Origin of the sequence: Aquitalea aquatica (assembly GCF_013911085.1) — a bacterium.
Taxonomy (GTDB): Bacteria; Pseudomonadota; Gammaproteobacteria; order Burkholderiales; family Chromobacteriaceae; genus Aquitalea; species Aquitalea aquatica.
Genome location: NZ_JACERN010000046.1, coordinates 179,771 through 199,935, shown reverse-complemented (window position 1 = coordinate 199,935; position 20,165 = coordinate 179,771). Strand labels below are relative to the sequence as shown.

The window sequence follows — 20,165 nt, the reverse complement described above, 5'->3', positions numbered from 1 at the left end:
CACCTGCCGGAACAGCCACAAAAAAAGCAGCCTCGCGCTGCTTTTTTGCTTGCTGCTGCCAGGGTCATGCTCAGGGGCGGGCCAGGGCGAAGTCCTCGTGCACCAGGGTATAGCCATCGCCAGCCAGTTTGCCGATGGGGTGCAGGGCCTGCAGATTGATCCGGCCTGCGTGATACACCGCGTCATCCACATGCAGGTGCCGTATCTCGCCCAGCACCAGCGTGCTGCCACTGGCACCATGCCCCAGGTCAAGACAGCTATGCAGCACGCACTCATAGCGTACCGGTGAGCGTGCCACGCCTGGCGCTTTCACCTGCTTGCTGCGCACTTTTTCCAGCCCGGCCAGATCAAACTCGTCCACTTCCGCCGGATAGGCCGCGCAGGACTGGTTCATTTCCTCCACCAGTTGCTGATTGACGATATTCACTACGAACTCGCCGGTGGCGCGGATATTGGCCAGACTGTCCTTGTCGCTGCCATCCGTTTTTTTCAGGATGGTGATGGCCAGCAGCGGTGGATTGAGCCCGGCTACCGTGAAAAAGGAAAACGGTGCCAGATTGGCCACCCCTAGCAAATCCTGGGTACTGAGCCAGGCAATGGGACGCGGCAGCACGCTGCCAGTCAGTAATTTATACAGGCTGGTGCCGTCCAGCTCCCTGACATCACAATCCATCTCTGTCACCGTTTGGCTGATCTGCAATGCCACCATTCTAATGCTGCATCGCAGCACAAGAAAAGGCCGAATGGTCGCTGCAGCAGACAGTAACGATATTCTTGCCGCGCGCATGGTACAGATGCGCGGCTGCCGGTAAAATGCCGGGATGAACGCACCCCGCTTTATCCATCTTCGCCTCCACTCGGAGTTTTCCATCACCGACGGTATTGTCCGGCTGGACGACGCGGTAAAACGCGCCCAGAAAGACAATATGCCCGCCATGGGCATGTCGGACCTGATGAATTTGTTCGGTATGGTCAAGTTCTACAAGGCCTGCCGCAGCAAGGGCATCAAGCCCATTGTCTCGGCCGATATCTGGCTGGAAAACGAAGAAGATCGCGACAAGCCTACCCGCCTGCTGCTGACGGTGAAAAACCGCGAAGGCTACCGCCGCCTGTGCGAGCTGCTGACCCTGGCCTTTACTGATAACCAGTACCGTGGCCGCGCTGAAATCAAGCGCGCCTGGCTGGAACAGGGTGACAACAGCAATCTGCTGTGCCTGTCTGGTGCCCAGCATGGCGATGTAGGCGTGGCGCTGGCCATGGGCCAGCGCGAGGAAGCCATGCGCCGGGCGCAATACTGGGAAAGCCTATTCCCCGGCAGCTTCTATCTGGAAATCCAGCGCGTGGACAACCCGCAGGTGGAAAGCGTGCTGCAAGCCACGCTGTGGCTGGCCGGCGAGACCGGACTGCCGGTGGTGGCCACCCATCCTATCCAGTTTCTCGACCCGGACGACTTCAAGGCGCACGAGGCGCGGGTGTGCATTGCCGAAGGCTATACCCTGGGCGACAAACGCCGCCCGCGCAATTTCTCCGAATGCCAGCATTTTCTCACCACCGAGCAGATGCTGGAACGCTTTGCCGATATTCCGGAAGCGCTGGAAAACACGGTAGAAATCGCCAAGCGCTGCAATATTTCGGTGGTGCTGGGCAAGAACTACCTGCCGCTATTCCCCACCCCGGAAGGCATGACACTGGACGACTTCCTGGTGTACGAGGCCAAGCGCGGGCTGGAGATGCGGCTGGAACAACTCTATCCCGATCCAGACGAACGACTGGCGCGCCGTCCGGAATACGATGCCCGGCTCAAGTTTGAGTGCGACACCATCATCCAGATGGGCTTCCCCGGCTACTTTCTCATCGTGGCCGACTTTATCCAGTGGGGTAAGGGCAATGGCTGCCCGGTCGGCCCGGGGCGGGGTTCCGGTGCCGGTTCGCTGGTGGCTTACAGCCTGAGCATTACCGACCTCGACCCACTGCGCTACGCCTTGCTGTTCGAGCGTTTCCTGAACCCGGAACGGGTATCCATGCCCGACTTCGACGTGGACTTCTGTCAGGAAAACCGCTGGCGCGTCATCGAATACACCCGGCAGAAATACGGCGAGGAGGCGGTCAGCCAGATCGCCACTTTCGGCACCATGTCGTCCAAATCGGTGATTCGCGACGTGGGCCGCGTGTTGGACCTGCCCTTTGGCCTATGCGATCGCCTGTCCAAGCTGATTCCGCTGGAAGCCAATAAGCCCTTGGGCCTGGAAAAGGCCATGGAGGTGGAGCCACAGATTGGCGAAGTGATTGAGTCCGAAGGTGCGGGCGAGCTGATCGAACTGGCGATGAAGCTGGAAGACCTCACCCGCGGCATCGGCATGCACGCCGGTGGCGTGCTGATTGCCCCCGGCCGGCTCACCGACTTCTGCCCGTTATACATTGCCAGTGCCGATGGCGCTTCGCCGGTATCGCAGTTCGACAAGGATGACGTGGAGCAGATCGGCCTGGTGAAGTTCGACTTCCTGGGCCTGCGCAACCTCACCATCATCGAGCTGGCCCAGCGCTACATCAAGCAGGTGAGCAACCAGGACGTGGACGTTGCCCACCTGCCGCTGGACGATGCCGACGCCTACAAGATTTTTGCCAGCGCCAATACCACTGGCGTATTCCAGTTTGAATCCTCCGGCATGAAAAAAATGCTGGTGGAAGCCAAGCCCAGCAAGTTCGAAGAAATTATCGCCTTCGTGGCGTTGTACCGCCCGGGCCCGATGGACCTGATTCCCGACTTCATCCAGCGTATGCACGGGGCCAAGTTCGAATACTTGCACCCGCTCTTGGAGCCGGTGCTGGCTCCGACTTACGGCATCATGGTGTATCAGGAACAGGTGATGCAGTCCGCCCAGGTGATTGGCGGCTACTCGCTGGGTGGTGCCGACTTGCTGCGCCGCGCCATGGGCAAGAAGAAAGTCGAAGAAATGGTGGCGCAGCGCGCCATGTTCGTCGAGGGTGCGGCCAAGCAGGACATTCCGGAATCCAAGGCCAACGAAATCTTCGACTACATGGAGAAGTTCGCTGGCTACGGCTTCAACAAGTCGCACGCTGCCGCCTATGCGCTGGTGGCTTATCACACCGCCTGGCTCAAGGCGCACCACTGCGCCGCCTATATGGCGGCCACCATGTCCACCGAACTGGACAATACCGACCAGCTCAAGGTGTTCTACGACGACGCCACCGACGCCAAGAACGGCCTGCGTTTCCTGCCGCCGGATGTCAATCACAGCTTCTACCGCTTCGTGCCAGTCAGCCGCCAGGAAATCCGCTACGCCCTGGGTGCGATCAAGGGCAGCGGTGAATCTGCCGTCGACCATATCGTGGCGGTACGCGAAGCCAGTGGCCACTACACCAGCTTGTTTGACTTCTGCCAGCGTACCGACAAAAAGCTGGTCAACAAACGGGTGATCGAGGCGCTGATCCGCGCCGGTGCCTTTGACAGCATCGAAGCCAACCGGGCCAAGCTGTTTGCCAATGTCGGCCTGGCAATGGAAGCGGCCGATCAGGCCCACGCCAACATCAATCAGGGCGGCCTGTTCGACATGTTTGGCGACGATGTCGCGCCGGCAGTGGAAATGGTGGAAACCCGCCCCTGGAGCGACGCAGTCAAGCTGGCGGAGGAAAAAGTCGCCATCGGCTATTACCTGTCCGGCCACCCCTTTGCCGCTTATGCCCAGGAAGTGCGCGCCTTCATCAAGACCACGCTGTCGCGGCTATCGCCACGCAAAGAGCCGCAACTGCTGGCCGGCTTTGTCACCGGCATCCGCGTCAAGATGGGCAATCGCGGCAAGATGGCCTTTGTCGAGCTGGACGATGGCAGCAGCAAGCGCGAAATCAGCCTGTTTGGCGACAGCTATGAAACCAACCGCAACCGGCTGAAGGAAGACATCGTGCTGGTGGTGCAGGGCAAGGTAACGGAAGATGCCTTCTCCGGAGGCCTGCGCATCATGGCCGACCGCCTGTACGATCTGGGCGAGGCACGCAGCCGCTTTGCCCGTGGCCTGTCCTTGCAGATGAATGGTAATGCCGATGTCGGCAAGCTGAAAAACCTGCTTGGCCCTTACCGCGACGAGGAGAACGGCTGTCTGGTGCGCATCAGCTACAGCAATGCCCAGGCCCGTGGCGATGTCGCCCTGCCGCAAGCCTGGGGCGTGCGGCTGGATGACGGCCTGCTGCTGGCCTTGCAGGACTGGCTGGGAGAAAAGTCGGTCAAACTGCTGTGGTAAGCCGCTGATCCGGCCACAGCCCGCCAGCCTTTGCTGCGGTAACGGCTACGCGCGGCAGCCGGATTTCAGCACTATCCCTGCTGCCGCGATTGGCTTGCTGCCGGCCGCCACGTATGCTTGGCCAGCTGAGCTTGAGGCCTGCACTGGTATTTTCTCGGCTGATATTCTCTCGCCGGCCTTGCGCCGGCGCATTCTGTCAGCCCTGTCTGGTACAACACTGGAAACATATGAACTGGAACGAGGAACTGAGCCGTAGCCTGCTGTGGGTAGCCAAGGCTTACGGCATTACCTGCCTGCTATTTGTACTGAGCGTGTGGGCGCTGGTACGCCTCACCAGTTGGGGGCGGCAATTCTGGCAGCTTAGCGGCAGCTATTTCAGCCTGCGGCGCAGCGCCAAACCGCTACTGGGGCTGGCCTTGATCCTGTTGCTGACCCTGGCCGGCGTGCGGCTGGATGTGGTGCTGTCCAATTGGAGCAACGGGCTGTACAACTCATTGCAGCAGCTCAATGAAAGCCTGTTCTGGAGCTTTGTGCGCATCTTCTGCGTACTGGCCAGCATCCATGTACTGCGCAGCCTGTTCAGTTTTTACGTCAACCAGAGCTTCTCCATCCACTGGCGCGCCTGGCTAAACGAACAACTACTGCAAAAACTGCTGCAGAACGACTCTTTCTACCGCCTGCAATACCTGCCGCAGCGCAGTGACAACCCCGACCAGCGAATTCAGCAGGACGTTTCCAGCTTTGTCGGCAGTTCGCTGGGCCTGTCGATGGGCGTGGTCGGCTCACTGGTTTCCACCCTGGCCTATACGCTGATCCTGTGGAACCTGTCCGGCCCGCTACACCTGCTGGGGGTGGATATCCCGCGCGCCATGGTGTTTGCCGTGTTCCTGTACGTGCTGATCGCCACCGTGCTGGCGGTGAAAATCGGCCGGCCACTGGTGCGCCTGAACTTTCTTAACGAACAGTACAACGCCAATTACCGTTACCTGCTGGTGCGGCTGCTGGAATACGCGGAAAGCATCGCTTTCTACGCGGGTGAAAAAGTGGAAGGCATGCTGCTGCGCAGCCGTTTCGGCCAGATCATCCACAACAACTGGCGCATCGTATTCCGGTCGCTGAAATTCCAGGGTTTCAACCTGATCGTCAGCCAGACTGCCGTGGTGTTTCCGCTGATCGTGCAGGCACACCGCTTTTTCTCCAAGCAGATTACCCTGGGCGATCTGATGCAGACTTCGCAGGCCTTCGGCACCCTGCATGACAATCTGTCCTTCTTCCGCAATGCCTACGACGACTTTGCCGGCTACCGTGCGGTACTGAACCGTCTGTCCGGTTATTGCGACTCGATGCAGGAAGCCGCTGCGCTACCGCGCCCGGACATCCGCAGCGACGGGCAACGGCTGGCACTGGAAAACTTCAGCCTGCAAGCCCCGGATGGCCGCAAACTGCTGGAGCAGGTCAATCTGAACATCGACAGCGGCAGCGCCCTGCTGATCCGTGGCGCTTCCGGCTGCGGCAAAACCACCCTGCTGCGCAGCCTGGCCGGACTGTGGCCGTATAGCAGCGGGCAGATCATCCGCCCGCTACAAGGGCTGATGTTCCTGTCGCAAAAGCCGTATCTGCCTGGTGGCACGCTGCGCGATGCGCTGTATTACCCGGCCAGCCCGCCGGCGGCGGATGGAGAGGATGCCGCCAGCGTGCTGCAAGCGGTACAGCTGGGTCATCTGCAGGCACGGCTGGATGAAGAACGCGACTGGAGCCAGACCCTGTCGCTGGGCGAGCAGCAACGGCTGGCTTTTGGCCGCTTGTTGCTGAACAAACCGGCCATCGCCTTCCTCGACGAAGCCAGCTCGGCGCTGGATGAAGGGCTGGAAGACGCCATGTACCGCCTGCTGCGCCAGCAATTGCCCAGCACGACGGTAATCAGCGTGGGCCACCGCAGCAGCCTGCTGCAGCACCACGGCCTGCAGCTGGAAATACTGGGGAATAGCCGCTGGCAATTAAACAGCACCCCGTAAAGTCAGCCAAACTCAGCAGAAAATGGAAGACCGCACTACCCTGACAGTGCGGTCTTTTTTGTTGTCGACTGCAACCGGCACAGGCTTACCGATTAAACATGCGCGCCATGGATGAATTAACCCTACGAACGTCATGCTTTGATGCTAGAGGCCAGACGATGGCCTCTACCGGACGAAACAGTAGAATATGGACAGCAACTGTTACCAGTTGGCTGGCCGACTATATTCAGCGAGCTAGTGCGCGCAGGATATCCGCAAGTTTCTTCACCGCAATTTCCAACTCCACCGGATCATGGGCGGCAAACCCCATGAGGAATCCGGCCTTGTGCTTGCTCGACGCATGCAGCGCCGTCAGCCCCAGAAGATCAATGCCGGCACGGCGTGCCGTATCAATGGCTTCGCGCTCGGGGATATCGCGGATGAAGATGCAGGGCATTTGCATTCCGCCGTTTGGTACCCTTGGTTCAACGAAGTCGGCCAGATGCTTTCGCACGAGCCGTGCCAGTACATCGCGCCGGTCGGCATAGACGGCGCGCATGGTCCGCACGTGTGCCCCGAAATGCCCGCCCTCCATGAAGCGCGCCAGAGTCAGTTGCGGAATCGGGGCACTGTGCCCGTCGAGCAAGGTGCGTGCTGCCGTCATGGGGGCCACAAGTTGAAGGGGCAGCACCATGAAGCCAATACGCAAGCCAGGAAATAGTGATTTGGTAAAGGTTCCAATGTAGAGAGTACGGTCATGCGCATCGAGCCCTTGCACGCAGGCGGTAGGCTTGCCGGCGTAGTGGAACTCGCTGTCGTAGTCATCCTCGATGATCCACGCCTGGTGCTGCTGCGCCCATTCGATGACCGCAAGCCGCCGGTCCAACGCCAACGTCGCCCCGGTCGGGAATTGGTGCGAAGGCGTCAGAAACACCGCCTTGGCTGGTTGCTGTGCATTGCGCAGGTGCTCCACCCGCACGCCGTCGGCGTCCAGCGGCACGGGCACGCATTCCAGGCCAGCGGCATCGAATGCCTTGCGCGCGCCGTGATACACGGGGTCTTCGATGAATATCCGCTCGCCTGCATCAAGTAATACGTTGGCGCACAGCGTCATGGCCTGTTGTGAGCTGGTCAGCACCAGCACGCGCTCGGGTGTGGCGCGCGCGCCGCGTTCGAGATTGACGTAATCAGCAATCGCGCGCCGCAACGGCTCCATCCCTTGCGGTGGGCTGTGCAGCAAGGCCTGGGTGCCGTACTCCTTCAACACCTGTCGTTCCAAACGCTCCCAGGTTTGCAACGGAAAGCTGCGCGTTTCCGGCACGCCGGGGGCAAAGGGGCGAGGAGTCAAGAAATCACGCACGCCGCCACCCCGGTATATGGCGGCGCCGCGCTGACTCAGGCGCTGCGACGCACGCTGTGATCCAGGATGTTGCGCCGTGTCATGTCTTGGCAAACGTTGTGTCCGCTCCGATACGAAGCTGCCGCTGCCTACGCGCCGCTCGATAAACCCTTCCGCATGCAACTGGCTATACGCCGACTCAACCGTGTCGCGAGAGACGCCCAGTGACTTTGCCAGCGCCCGTGAAGCAGGCAGCGGTTTGCCGACGCCGAGCGAGCCGTCGAGGATCAGTTGCCGGATGGCGCGCTGGATGCGCGCATGCAGGGGCAAGGCGCCATGTGCCGGGTCACAGGCCCAGGCTTTTACGGATTCGAGTTGGGCGTGCTTGAACAATTGGCTGGTATCAAATCAATAAAGTGGATGGGCGCAGCATACCATTTTTAGTCTAAAGTTTCTCAATCAGATCAATACCCCAGTTTTCCAGGAGCCACATACAAGCCATGTCATCTGCCACTTCACCTTCATCCGTTCGCTTGAGTGATCTCACCCATCCCATCGTAGCTGGTCTGATCTCGGTCATCGTCAACTACGGCGGTACGTTCATTCTGGTGTTCCAGGCGGCCAAGGTGGCCGGCCTGAGCCCGGAATTGACGGCCTCGTGGGTGTGGTCGATTTCGATCGGCGTGGGGGTGACGGGCATCCTACTCAGTTGGACTTCACGCGAGCCGATCATCACGGCGTGGTCCACACCGGCCGCGGCGTTCCTCGTGACCACGCTGGCCACGACGTCTTATGCCGAAGCTGTCGGTGCGTATCTGATTTCTGCGGCTGCCTTCGTCGTGCTCGGGCTGTCGGGGTGGTTCGAACGGGTCATCCGGTTGATCCCGCCGGGCGTGGCCGCTGGACTGTTGGCAGGCATCCTGCTGCAATTCGGCATCAAGGCCTTCGGCGGCGTGAGCATCGACCCGCTGCTGGCCGGGCTGCTGATTGTGACCTATGTGGTGCTCAAGCGGTTCAGTGCACGTTATGCCGTGGTAGGCATTTTGGTGCTGGGGCTGACTTTTCTGCTCATCCAGGACCGGGTCGATCTGTCGGGACTGACGTTGAAGCTTGCTGCGCCGGTCTTCACCATGCCCGCGTTCTCGCTCAATGCCTTGCTCAGCATTGCGCTACCGCTGTTCTTGATCACACTGACCGGCCAGTACATGCCCGGCATGCTGGTGCTGCGCAACGATGGATTCAGAACCAGCGCCAACCCTATCGTCACCGTAACTGGACTCGGCTCGCTGCTGATGGCGCCATTCGGTTCGCATGCGTTCAACATCGCCGCCATCACGGCGGCAATCTGCACTGGCAAGGAAGCACACGAAGACCCGTCCAAGCGCTGGATCGCGGGCATTGCCGCAGGTGTCTGCTACATCCTCGTCGGGGTGTTCGGGGTGACGCTGGCGGCCGTCTTCATGGCCTTCCCGGCGACCTTCATCACCACGCTGGCAGGTCTGGCGCTGCTGGGTACCATCGGCGGCAGTCTCGCCAGCGCGATGGCCGATGCCAAAACCCGCGAAGCCTCGCTGATCACCTTCCTGGCAGCCGCCGCCAATATCACCTTGCTTGGCATTGGCGGCGCGTTCTGGGGACTGGTGATAGGACTGGTGGCCTATACGGTGCTTAATGGCCGGTGGCCGCAGTGGGTGCGACCGTAGCAAGCGAGTCAGGCTATGCCCGAACCTGTAACCAGCACGGGAGCGGTCAATTGATGCAAAGCCTGTCCGAGACACAGCCCCGTCACGACAAGTGCGGCCGTTATCCCGAGGCCGTGACGGTCGAAGATTTCCAGAGCAACCTGGCTGCGGTACGGGCGCGCATCGAGGCCGCCTGTCGCCGCGCCGGCCGCGACCCTACGGAAGTGCGGCTGCTGCCGGTGAGCAAGACCAAGCCTGAGGCCAGTCTGCGCCAGGCCTACGCAGCCGGTTGCCGCTTGCTGGGCGAGAACAAGGTGCAAGAGGCCTTTGGCAAATGGAAAGCCATGCAGGACCTAGCGGACCTGCGCTGGTCAGTCATCGGCCACTTGCAGACCAACAAGACCAAACTGGTGGCGCAGTTCGCCAGCGAGTTCCAGGCACTGGATAGTATGCGTGTTGCCGAGGCACTGGATCGACGTCTGCAGATCGAGGGGCGGTCATTGGACGTGTTCGTGCAGGTCAACACCTCGAGTGAGGCCAGCAAGTACGGCCTGGCCCCGGATGCCGTGTCGGACTTCATCCAGGAGTTGCCGGCGTTTTCCGCATTGCGCGTGCGCGGGCTGATGACACTGGCGCTGTTTGCCGCTGAGGCAGAGCGGGTGCGCCCCTGTTTTGTTCTTCTGCGCGAGTTGCGCGACCGTCTGCGCCAGGATGCGCCGCCCGGCATCGTTCTGGACGAATTGTCGATGGGCATGTCGGGGGATTTCGAGATCGCCATCGAGGAAGGCGCCACCGTAGTGCGCGTGGGACAAGCCATTTTTGGTGCTCGCACTTCGCCAGATGCCTACTACTGGCCTGGCGAGGGCAACCCCAAGGAACCATCAATATGAACACTCAAACATTTTCGTTGACGCTTGGTGCCCCCGTACCGGATTGGCAAGCCCGACCTCATCCCGCCGGTGTCGTCCTGACGGGGAATGCGTGCCGTCTGGAGCCTGTAGACCCTGCTCGCCATTCTGATGCCTGGTTCGAGGCATACAGCGAGGCCCCTGGCGGCCGGGACTGGCTGTATATGTTGGTCGGTCCATTCCCGGATGCACAAGCCTACCGGGCCTACAGCGAGCGGATGGCCAGGGAAACCGACCCACTGCACTTCGCGGTCGTTGATCTGGGTACAGGCCTTCCTTTAGGCACTCTGGCGCTGATGCGCCAGCAGCCCCAGCACAGTGTCATCGAAGTTGGGTTCGTGACGTTCTCCCCAGTCCTGCAACGCTCGCGCATCGCAACCGAAGCGCATTTCCTTCTGATGTCTTACGTCTTTGACCAACTGAACTACCGCCGCTTCGAATGGAAATGCGACAGCCTTAACCAACGCTCCAGCAATGCTGCTGAGCGCCTTGGCTTTCAGTACGAAGGCACGTTCAGGCAGGCCATGGTCTACAAAGGCCGCAATCGCGATACCGCCTGGTTCTCCATCCTCGACAAGGAGTGGCGGTTGGTAAAGGCTGCCTTCCAGCAGTGGCTGGCCCCAGACAACTTCGATGCAACGGGACAGCAGATCAGGCGCCTGCAATAGCCGCTGGCAATTAAACAGCACCCCGTAAAGTCAGCCAAACTCTACAGAAAGTGGAAGACCGCACTACCCTGACAGTGCGGTCTTTTTTGTTGTCGACTGCAACCGGCACAGGCTTACCGATTAAACATGCGCGCCATGGATGAATTAACCCTACGAACGTCATGATTTGATGCTATACGTATAGTCACTTAGAAAAAATACCGGCCAGCTACCATCGCAGCCTGGCCCTTAACCTAGCAAGGACATCCCCATGACCATCATCAGACGCCTCATGCTGACCCTGGCCATCGCCCTGCTCGCCCTGCTGCTGCTGGGTGGCTTTGGTGTGTATCAACAAAAACAGGCCAGTAACCGTTTTGAGGACACCATCAGTAACTTGGCCCCCAGTATTCGTGACCTCAATGGCATGGTCTATGCCTTCATGGATATCCGTGGGGCAGTCACCAAACATTCGGTCTCCCACACCACCGGCGAAAAGGCCGCTGCCGAAGCCATGTCCGGTGAAGCCGACAAGAAACTGGAAGACCTGCTCAACGACTACGAGAAAAACCTGATCACCGACGATCACGACCGCCAGCTGCTGCAAGATGACAAGGCCAAGCTGACCGCCTATCGTGCCGAGCGCAGCAAATATTTTGAAATGTCGCGCAGCGGCAAGGATGATCTGGCCGATGCCATGCTACGCGATGGCCCGCTGAACACCACCGGCGCCGAATTGCGCAAGGCGCTGAATACACATACCGAATACAACCTCAAACTGGCCTTTGATACCATTGAGGCCAACAAGGCCGCCTACAATGGTGCGCTGCTACAAACAGCCACACTGATAGCGGTCATCTTTGCCATCGTGCTGTACATGGGCGTGGTGCTGTTTCGCAGCATCAGCCGTGGCCTGTCGTCCATCCAGTCCACCATGCAGCAGGTCAGTCAGTCGCTGGACTTCACCCAGCGCGCACCCGTGGCAGGCAAGGACGAAATCAGCCTGACCGCCACTGCTTTCAACAATCTACTGGACGGCTTGCAGCGCAATCTGAAGTCGATTCTGGATGGTGCACGCTCGGTGGCAGATGCCTCGCAAGGCCTGTCGCAGACGGCTACCCAGGTCGCCGCTGCCGCCGACTCGCAATCAGCCTCCTCCGCCAGCATGGCGGCCACCATCGAACAGATGACGGTCAGCATCAACCATGTAGCCAACCGTGCGGGCGAGTCGCGTGATCTGGCCCACAATGCCGGCACACTGGCCCAGCAGGGATCCAGCACCATCTCGCAAACCATCAGCGATATCCGCGAGATTTCCCATGCGGTTGACAGCGCAGCTGGCAGCATTCGCGAGCTGGATAACTACAGCGCGCAGGTCGATACCGTGGTGGGCGTCATCAAGGATATTGCCGACCAGACCAATCTGCTGGCCCTGAATGCCGCCATCGAAGCCGCCCGTGCCGGTGAAATGGGCCGTGGTTTTGCCGTGGTGGCCGACGAAGTGCGCAAGCTGGCCGAACGCACCAGCAGCTCTACCCAGGAAATTTCCTCAACCATTACCGCCATGCGTGATCGCTCACGCCAGGCCACCGAGCAGATGCACTCGGCCGAAGAGCTGGTACGCAACGGCGTCAGCCGCGCCGATCATGCTGATGGCGCCATCAAGCAGATTGGGGACGCCACCGGCAATACCGTGCACATGGTCAGTGAAATCTCCGATGCCATCACCGAGCAGGGCAAGGCCACCAACAATATTGCCGTACAAGTGGAGCAGATTGCCCAGATGACCGAAGAGTCTTCCAGCGCAGCACAGGAAGCCGCCAGCAGTGCCCGTCATCTGGATGAGCTGGCCCGTCAGCAAATCAGCACTCTCAGCCAGTACCGGCTGTAAGCACCTCCGGCCATGGCCGCCATGCTCACGCTGGCGGCCATGCTCTTTCTCTCCCGCAGCGGCCCCCCTCGCCACCGCGCAGATTTATAGCCTGATTTCCCGCCAAGCAAGATCTTTATCGCCAGCAATCGATAACAGCCGCATAATCCTGTCTCCTGCAGCCAGCCAAACAACACCCCGCAGCCCCTAAGCACTGCTAACAAAAGCCCGAGCGCAACGCCGCGCAGCCAGACCCTACTCTTGTACGGTCAGCGTCGCCGGTCCCTTGCAGCAGGGAGGCAAGACTGTTTTGTTAGCCACTCTTGGCCGACTGCCCACCCAGGGAGACAGCATGAAAATCGCCATCATCACTTTTCAGGGTTTCAACGAGCTGGACTCGTTCATTGCCGCCGGCATGCTTAACCGCATGCAGCAACATGGCTGGGAAGCCTGTATTACCAGCCCGAGCGAGCAGGTCACCTCGATGAATGGTGTCACCGTGCGCGCCCAGCAGCCGCTGGAATTCGCCAATCAAGCCGACGTGGTGCTGTTTGGCAGCGGCGTCATGACCCGCGACATTGCCAACGACCAGGAGCTGCTGGCCCGCTTGCAGCTCAATCCGGCCCGCCAACTGATTGGCGCACAATGCTCCGGCACCCTGCTGATGGCAAAACTGGGGCTGATCGACAAGCTGCCGGCCTGTACCGACCAGCGCACCAAACCCTGGGTAGAGCAGGCCGGCATCGAAGTGCTGGATGCGCCCTTCCATGCCATCGGCAATCTGGCCACGGCGGGCGGCTGCCTGTCGGCGCAATACCTGGCCAGCTGGGTCATGCTCAAGCGCAGCAGCGAAACCGCCACCCGTGAAGCACTCGATTACGTCGTGCCGGTCGGGGAAAAGGCCAGCTACATCAACAAGCTGCTGGACACCGTGCGGCCCTTCATCGATTGATACCAGCCGGGTGACAGCCAATCCGCACAGGGTGCCAGCCAGCAGCTAGCGAATAGCGCAAGGCAGGCTGCTGGCTTGACCCCGGCCAGCGACTGCGACACAATCAAACAAAAGTTAGCACTACGGACATTTGTTTGATGACACAACGTGAGCAGGAAATCCTGCAACTGCTGCGCCAGAACCCGCTGATCCCCCAGCAACAGTTGGCCGACCAGCTGGGCATCAGCCGCTCAGCCGCCGCCGGCCACATCATGAAGCTGATGCAAAAAGGCCATATTCTGGGCAAGGGCTACATCCTGGCCGAGACCCGCTATGTGGTGCTGCTGGGTGGGGCCAATATGGACATCCGCGGCAGCACGCCAGCCAGCCTGCGCTTTGGCGACTCCAACCCCGGTCAGGTCAGCTGCTCCCCCGGTGGCGTGGCGCGCAATATTGCCGAGAATCTGGCGCGGCTGGGGGCGGATTGCCGGCTACTCAGCGCCGTGGGCGACGACCTGTATGGCCGCTCGCTGCTGGACTCGACCCAGCGTGCCGGGGTGGATGTCCGCCCGGTACTGGTACTGCCGGATGCCGCCACCTCCACCTATCTGTCCATCCATGGCCCGGATGGCGACATGTCCATCGCCATCAACGACATGCAGGTGCTGAACCGGCTGGATGCCGCCAGGCTGGCCCCGCAGCGCGAGCTGGTCCGCCATGCCGGCCTGATCGTGGCCGATGCCAACCTGTCGGCCGAGGCACTAGCCTGGCTGTTTGCCGAGGCCGAGCAGCAGCCGGTGTTTGTCGATACCGTGTCAGCCTTCAAGGCCGAACGCATTCGCCCCTGGCTGAGCCGCATCCACACCATCAAGCCTAATCGCATCGAAGCCGCCACCCTGTCCGGCCTGCCGCTGGAAAGTCCAGCCGATGCAGCAGCCGTTGCCGACTGGTTTCACCAGCAAGGCGTGCAGCAAGTCATCCTCAGCCTGGCGGGTGACGGTGTGTTCTACAGCAGTGCCGCAGGCCAGGGCTGGAGTCCGGCCCCCCAGGTGGACATCGTCAATGCCACCGGTGCCGGCGATGCCCTGATGGCTGGCCTCGCCTGGGGCTGGCTGCAACAATTACCGCTACCCGATGCCGTGCGCCTGGCCCAGGCCTGCGCCGCGCTGACCCTGAGCTGCGCTGCCACCAACAACCCTACCCTGTCGCTGGCCGCCATCCAGCAGCTGTGCCCAACCCTGTCTTACCCGGAGCCATCATGACCCAACACGCCTACCTGGACATCCACCCCGAAGTCGCCGCCGCCCTGGCCGCCGGCCAGCCGGTGGTCGCACTGGAATCCACCATCATCTCGCACGGCATGCCCTATCCGCAAAACGTGGAAACCGCCCTGCAAGTGGAAGCAGAAGTGCGCGCCCATGGCGCGGTGCCGGCCACCATTGCCATCATCAATGGCCGCCTGAAAGCCGGCCTCAGCCGTGATGACATCGAAGTGCTGGGCAAGAACGGCCGCGAAGTGGTCAAGGTCAGCCGCCGTGACATTCCCTTTATCGTGGCAGCCGGCCAGACCGGTGCCACCACTGTCGCCTCCACCATGATCGTGGCCGCCATGGCCGGCATCCGCGTCTTCGCCACCGGTGGCATTGGTGGTGTGCACCGCGGTGCGCAGCAAAGCTTCGACATTTCTGCTGATCTGCAGGAACTGGCGCAAACCCCGCTGGCCGTGGTGTGTGCCGGTGCCAAATCCATTCTTGATCTGGGCCTGACCCTGGAATATCTGGAAACCCACGGCGTGCCGGTCATCGGCTATCAAACCGCCACCCTGCCCGCCTTCTTTACCCGCGACAGCGCTTTCAAGGTTGACTACCGCCTGGACAGCGCGGCCGCCATCGCCGCGGTGATGAAGGCCAAGTGGGACCTGCAGCTGCAAGGCGGCATGGTGGTAGCCAATCCGATTCCCGCGCAATACGCCCTGTCCAGCGCCAGCATCGATGCCGCCATCGAACAGGCGCTGGCCGAAGCCAGCGCACAAGGCATTGGTGGCAAGGAATCCACTCCCTTCCTGCTGGCACGGGTATGCGAGCTGACCGGCGGCAACAGCCTGGCCGCCAATATCCAGCTGGTGCTGAACAATGCCCGGCTGGCCGCTGCCATTGCCAGCGACTACTGCCGCCTGCACGGCTGAGCCGCCTGACCACCCCTGCTGCTGCCATGGTTGACGCCGGCTGGCGGCAGGGGTGTAATCAACGGCCCGCCAACCGATACCCTGCCATGAACGCTGCCACTGCTGCCCTCGCCCCGCTTGACACCCCGCTGCTGCAATACTGGCAACAACAGCTGATCAGCCTGCTGCAACAACAAGCCACCGACGATGATGGCGCGCATGACCTCAGCCATTTCCATCGCGTCTGGGCTGCGGCACGGCACATCCTGCAACAGCACAGCAATGCCGACGCCCTGGTGGTGCTGGCAGCCTGCTATCTGCATGATCTGGTGAACCTGCCCAAGAACCACCCGCAGCGCGAACAGGCGTCGCGCATGGCCGCCGCCAAGGCCGGCCCGCTGCTGCAGGCGACCGGCTTCCCGGCAGACAAGCTGGCTGACGTAGCCCATGCCATCGAGGCACACAGTTTTTCCGCCAATATCACGCCGCGCACGCTGGAAGCACAGATCGTGCAGGACGCCGACCGCATGGACGCACTGGGAGCGATTGGCCTGGCGCGCATGTTTTATACCTCCGGCCGCATGGGCCGCCAGCTGGCGCACGCAGATGATCCGCTGGCCGGCTCACGCCCGCTGGACGACCGCGAATACGCGCTGGATCACATCGAGGTCAAGCTGGAAAAGCTGCCCGGCATGATGCAGACCGCAGCTGGCCGCACCATGGCCGAGGAACGGCTGCAGCGGCTGCGGGCCTTCCGCCAGCAGTTTGTCGAGGAATGGCTGGCACGCTGAATGCCGTACTTCACCGGATGGGCAGCGTCAGGACTGCGGCGTATGATGGGACAAAAGTCGTCAAGAAAAGAAGCGCCCTGACCTCTGGTTTTGCCGCACATCCACGGCAGTCAATGGCGCTTCCATAGAGGAGATGTCCCATGGAATACCATTACGGAAGACTGCTCGACCATATTCACCTCGTCGTGGCCGACCTGCCGGCCAGCAAGCGTTTTTACACTGCCGTGCTGCAGGCGCTGGGGCGAGAACTGACCGGTGAAGGTCCGGATTATTTCTGGGCCGACGAACTGTTTGTCTCCTGCGGCAGCCCGGCCAGCCGCAGCCATGTGCATCTGGCCTTCCAGACTGCCGATCCGGCCCGGGTGCAACGCTTTTATCAGGCCGGACTGGCCGCCGGCGGTGGCGACAATGGCCAGCCGGGCGAACGCCCCTACCACGATGGCTATTATGCCGCCTACCTCACCGACCCCGACGGCAACAATATCGAAGCAGTATTCCACGGCCCGCACTGGCGCAGCGCCGCCTCCATCCAGGTGCAGCCGCGCTGCCAGGATGTCGCGGCACCGTTTACCGTGTGCGAGTAAGCCGCTGACAACAGCAACCGGTCCGGCGTAGTGTGGCGGATCACCAGTGAGCACATGCCTGGCAGCAAAGCCGAAGCAATGCGCTGGGCAATACCCCCGAATCATTACCCAGAAGAGCATCATGATTGGCTATGTCACCCTCGGCAGCAACGACCTGCAGCGCGCCGCTGCCTTCTACGACACCTTGCTGGCCGGCATCGGTGCCAGCCGTCTGTGGGAAATGGACCGCGGCATCTGCTGGGGTACCCATCCCGAGCGGCCGCAACTGGCCATCATGCAGCCATTCAATGGCGAGCCGGCCACGGTCGGCAACGGAGTGATGGTGGGTTTTTATCTGGAGAGCCGTGCCGACGTGGACAAACTGCACGCCCTCGCGCTGCAGCTGGGCAGCCAGGACGAGGGCGTGCCCGGCCTGCGTGGTGATGATTTCTACGGCGCCTATTTCCGCGATCCGGATGGCAACAAGCTGTGTTGTTTCACCATGGCAAAATAAAAAAGCGGAGGGCTATGCCCTCCGCGCAAGTCTTGTAGCCAGGAGTGTTACAAGAAAACCGTATCCGGGCCGCCCGCAAGAGCGGCCCTTTGCATGGCCGGCTTATTTCCAGCCCTGCGGGAATTTGTAGCCCACATACTTTTGCTTGGCCCAGTCGCTGAAGGCGCGGGAGTTGTAGGCGGCAATCACATCACGCGCCCACGGCTTGCCGGCATCGGCCGCCCGTACCACACCCCAGTTGACATAGGCGTAGCTCTTTTCCTGATAGATGGCCTCGGTCAGCTTGATGCCGGAGCTGGTGGCATAGTTGCCATTGATGACGGAGAAATCGACGTCATTGCGCGAACGCGGCAGCTGGGCGGCTTCCAGTTGTACGATCTTCAGCTTTTTCACATTGACGGCGATATCACGCTCGGAAGCAGTCAGCGGATTGATGCCCGGCTTGAGCTTGACCCAGCCCAGATCGTTCAGCATCACCAGCGCGCGGGCGAAGTTGGACGGATCGTTCGGTGCAGACACAGTGCTGCCGTCTTTCACGTCCTTGAGCGATTTCAGCTTGCCCGGATAAATGCCCAGCGGTGCGGTCGGCACCTGGAACACTTCCTTCAGGCTCAGCTTGTGCTCCTTGACGAAGCTGTCCAGGTAAGGCTTGTGCTGGAATACGTTCACGTCCAGCGCGCCTTCCTGCAAGGCCAGATTGGGGCGCACGTAGTCGGTGAATTCCACCAGTTTCACGCTATAGCCCTGCTTTTCCAGGATGGGCTTGATCGATTGCTTGACCATGTCGCCGAAGTCACCCACGGTGGTGCCGATCACGATTTCCTTCTTGGCCGGGTCAGCAGCCAGAGCGGAGCCGGCTACAGCCAGGCCCAGCAGCGAGGCGGCCAGCGCCTTGATGACAAATCTACGCATACGAACTCCTTGCGATATACAGGTAGGGGAAAATGCCGGGCTGGCCAGGCCGCCCGGTCTGGAATCAATCAGCTCAACGCTTGTCCAGCCGCGAGGCCAGCCGGTTGCCGGCAAACTGGATGATCTGCACGATCAGTACCAGCAGCAGCACCATGGCCACCATCACGTCGGTCTGGAAGCGGTAATAACCATAGCGGATGGCCAGATCGCCAATGCCGCCACCGCCCACCACACCAGCCACGGCCGAATAGCTCAGAAAGCTGATGGTGAGAATGGTCAGGCTGGAAATCAGCCCGGAGCGCGCCTCGTTCAGCAGCACCTTGACGATGATCTGCATGGGGCTGGCACCCATGGCCTCGGCGGCCTCCACCACCCCGCGCGGAATCTCGCGCAGGGTCTGCTCCACCAGGCGGGCAAAATAGGGAATGGCAGCAAACGACAGCGGAACGGCAGCGGCCACCGGGCCGATGGTGCTGCCGACAATCAGCCGGGTCAGCGGCACCAGCGACACCATCAGGATGATGAAGGGGAAGGAGCGCACCAGGTTCACCGTCCAGCCGAGCAGGCCATTCACCCAGCGGTTGGCAAACAGCTGGCCCGGCTGCGACAGATACAGCACGATGCCCAGCGGGCCGCCCAGGGCAATGGCAGCCACCAGCCCCACAGCCAGCATCAGCGCCGTCTCGCGACAGGCCTGCCAGATTTCCGGAGCCATGCTGGCCAGATCAGTCAATGCCGCGGCAAAAGTCAGTTCTTCCATTACGCGGCCTCCAGCAGCGAGCGCGCCAGCGCCGAACGGGCATCCACTTCTGCCCCGTTAACCTCCACCACCTCCACCACGCTGCCGGCATCCAGCACGGCAGCGCGATGGCAGATGGAGCGCACCACATGCATTTCGTGGGTGACGATCACCACCGTCACGCCAAAGCGCTGATTGATATCTTTCAGACAGTCCAGGATCGATTGCGTGGTTTTGGGGTCGAGTGCGGAGGTGGGTTCATCGGCCAGAATCACTTTGGGGCGCGGCGCCAGCGCACGGGCGATGCCCACCCGCTGCTTCTGCCCACCGGACAACTGCGCCGGATAGTGCTCGGCCCGGTCGGCCAGGCCGACAATCTCCAGGCACTCGGCCACCCGGCTGGCGATGTCCGCCGCACTCCAGCCGGCGATTTCCAGCGGGAAAGCGATATTGCCGGCCACCGTGCGGTTGGCCATCAGGTTGAATTGCTGGAACACCATGCCCAGTTGCTGGCGCGCCCGGCGCAGGGCCTTGGCATCCAGCGCGGTCAGGTCCTGCCCGGCCACGATGACAGCACCGCCATCAGGCCGTTCCAGCAGATTGATCAAACGCAGCAGGGTGGATTTGCCGGCGCCGGAGAAACCGATCAGGCCGAACACTTCGCCGGCCCCAATCGACAGGGAGGTATCGCAAACAGCATCGAACCAGCCGCCGTCGGGGCGGCGAAAGCGCTTGCGGATATTTTGCAGATGAATCATTCAAACACTCCAGAATGCAGAAAGCCCGCCAATGACTGCGGCGGGCTAGGGCATGGAATCTTTGAATGCTTGGTAAAGATTATATAAGCAGAAGGAG

General features: G+C 61.1%; 17 protein-coding genes. 12 read left to right on the top strand and 5 right to left on the bottom strand.

The window, feature by feature from the left end; translation table 11 throughout:
* Window positions 1–70 precede the first annotated feature (70 nt).
* Entirely contained in the window at window positions 71–673 is a 603-nt protein-coding gene (locus H2Z84_RS20550; protein WP_181837636.1) for a flavin reductase family protein, read from the bottom strand.
* Window positions 674–821: 148 nt separating this feature from the next.
* Here H2Z84_RS20550 and dnaE point away from each other — a divergent pair, with 148 nt between their 5' ends.
* Window positions 822–4,256 carry a DNA polymerase III subunit alpha gene (dnaE, locus tag H2Z84_RS20545; RefSeq protein WP_181837635.1) on the top strand — a complete coding sequence of 1,145 codons (3,435 nt, stop codon included), beginning with the start codon at window positions 822–824 and terminating at the stop codon, window positions 4,254–4,256.
* A 227-nt stretch (window positions 4,257–4,483) separates the two neighbouring features.
* On the top strand, window positions 4,484–6,271 hold the full coding sequence (locus H2Z84_RS20540) for an ABC transporter ATP-binding protein/permease (RefSeq protein WP_181837634.1): 1,788 nt from the start codon (window positions 4,484–4,486) through the stop codon (window positions 6,269–6,271).
* Window positions 6,272–6,497: 226 nt separating this feature from the next.
* Here H2Z84_RS20540 and pdxR read toward each other — a convergent pair whose 3' ends face one another.
* The gene (gene pdxR, locus H2Z84_RS20535; RefSeq protein WP_181837633.1) at window positions 6,498–7,982 is read right to left on the bottom strand and encodes a MocR-like pyridoxine biosynthesis transcription factor PdxR; all 1,485 of its coding nucleotides are present in this window, start codon (window positions 7,980–7,982) and stop codon (window positions 6,498–6,500) included.
* A 140-nt stretch (window positions 7,983–8,122) separates the two neighbouring features.
* Between pdxR and H2Z84_RS20530 the strand changes: the two genes are divergently transcribed.
* From H2Z84_RS20530 to H2Z84_RS20485, 10 genes are all read left to right on the top strand, one after another.
* Window positions 8,123–9,292, top strand: a complete 1,170-nt coding sequence (locus H2Z84_RS20530) for a benzoate/H(+) symporter BenE family transporter (RefSeq protein WP_258869506.1) — start codon at window positions 8,123–8,125, stop codon at window positions 9,290–9,292.
* Between the two features lie 53 nt (window positions 9,293–9,345).
* Window positions 9,346–10,161 carry a YggS family pyridoxal phosphate-dependent enzyme gene (locus tag H2Z84_RS20525; protein WP_181837631.1) on the top strand — a complete coding sequence of 272 codons (816 nt, stop codon included), beginning with the start codon at window positions 9,346–9,348 and terminating at the stop codon, window positions 10,159–10,161.
* A complete protein-coding gene (locus tag H2Z84_RS20520; protein ID WP_181837630.1) occupies window positions 10,158–10,847 on the top strand; it encodes a GNAT family N-acetyltransferase in 690 nt (229 codons plus the stop codon). Before H2Z84_RS20525 ends, H2Z84_RS20520 begins: the two co-directional genes overlap by 4 nt.
* Window positions 10,848–11,097: 250 nt before the next feature.
* Window positions 11,098–12,717 carry a methyl-accepting chemotaxis protein gene (locus tag H2Z84_RS20515; protein ID WP_181837629.1) on the top strand — a complete coding sequence of 540 codons (1,620 nt, stop codon included), beginning with the start codon at window positions 11,098–11,100 and terminating at the stop codon, window positions 12,715–12,717.
* 331 nt (window positions 12,718–13,048) lie between these two features.
* A complete protein-coding gene (locus tag H2Z84_RS20510; RefSeq protein ID WP_181837628.1) occupies window positions 13,049–13,648 on the top strand; it encodes a DJ-1/PfpI family protein in 600 nt (199 codons plus the stop codon).
* 137 nt (window positions 13,649–13,785) lie between these two features.
* A complete protein-coding gene (locus tag H2Z84_RS20505) occupies window positions 13,786–14,889 on the top strand; it encodes a PfkB family carbohydrate kinase (protein WP_181837627.1) in 1,104 nt (367 codons plus the stop codon).
* Window positions 14,886–15,812: a pseudouridine-5'-phosphate glycosidase gene (locus H2Z84_RS20500; RefSeq protein ID WP_181837626.1), complete on the top strand. Its 927-nt coding sequence runs from the start codon at window positions 14,886–14,888 to the stop codon at window positions 15,810–15,812. The genes H2Z84_RS20505 and H2Z84_RS20500 overlap by 4 nt, the downstream gene beginning before the upstream one ends.
* A gap of 86 nt (window positions 15,813–15,898) precedes the next feature.
* On the top strand, window positions 15,899–16,582 hold the full coding sequence (locus tag H2Z84_RS20495; protein ID WP_181837625.1) for an HD domain-containing protein: 684 nt from the start codon (window positions 15,899–15,901) through the stop codon (window positions 16,580–16,582).
* A gap of 140 nt (window positions 16,583–16,722) precedes the next feature.
* Window positions 16,723–17,166, top strand: coding sequence for a VOC family protein (locus tag H2Z84_RS20490; protein ID WP_181837624.1), 444 nt, complete (start codon window positions 16,723–16,725; stop codon window positions 17,164–17,166).
* A gap of 121 nt (window positions 17,167–17,287) precedes the next feature.
* Window positions 17,288–17,659, top strand: coding sequence for a VOC family protein (locus H2Z84_RS20485; protein WP_181837623.1), 372 nt, complete (start codon window positions 17,288–17,290; stop codon window positions 17,657–17,659).
* A gap of 102 nt (window positions 17,660–17,761) precedes the next feature.
* Here H2Z84_RS20485 and H2Z84_RS20480 read toward each other — a convergent pair whose 3' ends face one another.
* The 3 genes from H2Z84_RS20480 to H2Z84_RS20470 form a co-directional block, all read right to left on the bottom strand.
* Complete coding sequence (locus H2Z84_RS20480; protein WP_103525442.1) at window positions 17,762–18,571, bottom strand: MetQ/NlpA family ABC transporter substrate-binding protein; 810 nt, start codon at window positions 18,569–18,571, stop codon at window positions 17,762–17,764.
* 73 nt (window positions 18,572–18,644) lie between these two features.
* On the bottom strand, window positions 18,645–19,331 hold the full coding sequence (locus H2Z84_RS20475; RefSeq protein WP_181837622.1) for a methionine ABC transporter permease: 687 nt from the start codon (window positions 19,329–19,331) through the stop codon (window positions 18,645–18,647).
* Window positions 19,331–20,068, bottom strand: a complete 738-nt coding sequence (locus H2Z84_RS20470) for a methionine ABC transporter ATP-binding protein (protein WP_181837621.1) — start codon at window positions 20,066–20,068, stop codon at window positions 19,331–19,333. Before H2Z84_RS20470 ends, H2Z84_RS20475 begins: the two co-directional genes overlap by 1 nt.
* Window positions 20,069–20,165 lie beyond the last annotated feature (97 nt).

Coding starts and splice junctions, on each gene's coding strand:
- H2Z84_RS20490 (WP_181837624.1), top strand. CDS start 16,723: ATGGAATACCATTACGGAAGACTGCTCGACCATATTCACCTCGTCGTG.
- H2Z84_RS20475 (WP_181837622.1), bottom strand. CDS start 19,331: ATGGAAGAACTGACTTTTGCCGCGGCATTGACTGATCTGGCCAGCATG.
- H2Z84_RS20515 (WP_181837629.1), top strand. CDS start 11,098: ATGACCATCATCAGACGCCTCATGCTGACCCTGGCCATCGCCCTGCTC.
- H2Z84_RS20525 (WP_181837631.1), top strand. CDS start 9,346: ATGCAAAGCCTGTCCGAGACACAGCCCCGTCACGACAAGTGCGGCCGT.
- dnaE (WP_181837635.1), top strand. CDS start 822: ATGAACGCACCCCGCTTTATCCATCTTCGCCTCCACTCGGAGTTTTCC.
- H2Z84_RS20485 (WP_181837623.1), top strand. CDS start 17,288: ATGATTGGCTATGTCACCCTCGGCAGCAACGACCTGCAGCGCGCCGCT.
- H2Z84_RS20500 (WP_181837626.1), top strand. CDS start 14,886: ATGACCCAACACGCCTACCTGGACATCCACCCCGAAGTCGCCGCCGCC.
- H2Z84_RS20510 (WP_181837628.1), top strand. CDS start 13,049: ATGAAAATCGCCATCATCACTTTTCAGGGTTTCAACGAGCTGGACTCG.
- H2Z84_RS20550 (WP_181837636.1), bottom strand. CDS start 673: ATGGATTGTGATGTCAGGGAGCTGGACGGCACCAGCCTGTATAAATTA.
- H2Z84_RS20495 (WP_181837625.1), top strand. CDS start 15,899: ATGAACGCTGCCACTGCTGCCCTCGCCCCGCTTGACACCCCGCTGCTG.
- H2Z84_RS20480 (WP_103525442.1), bottom strand. CDS start 18,571: ATGCGTAGATTTGTCATCAAGGCGCTGGCCGCCTCGCTGCTGGGCCTG.
- H2Z84_RS20520 (WP_181837630.1), top strand. CDS start 10,158: ATGAACACTCAAACATTTTCGTTGACGCTTGGTGCCCCCGTACCGGAT.
- H2Z84_RS20540 (WP_181837634.1), top strand. CDS start 4,484: ATGAACTGGAACGAGGAACTGAGCCGTAGCCTGCTGTGGGTAGCCAAG.
- H2Z84_RS20505 (WP_181837627.1), top strand. CDS start 13,786: ATGACACAACGTGAGCAGGAAATCCTGCAACTGCTGCGCCAGAACCCG.
- H2Z84_RS20470 (WP_181837621.1), bottom strand. CDS start 20,068: ATGATTCATCTGCAAAATATCCGCAAGCGCTTTCGCCGCCCCGACGGC.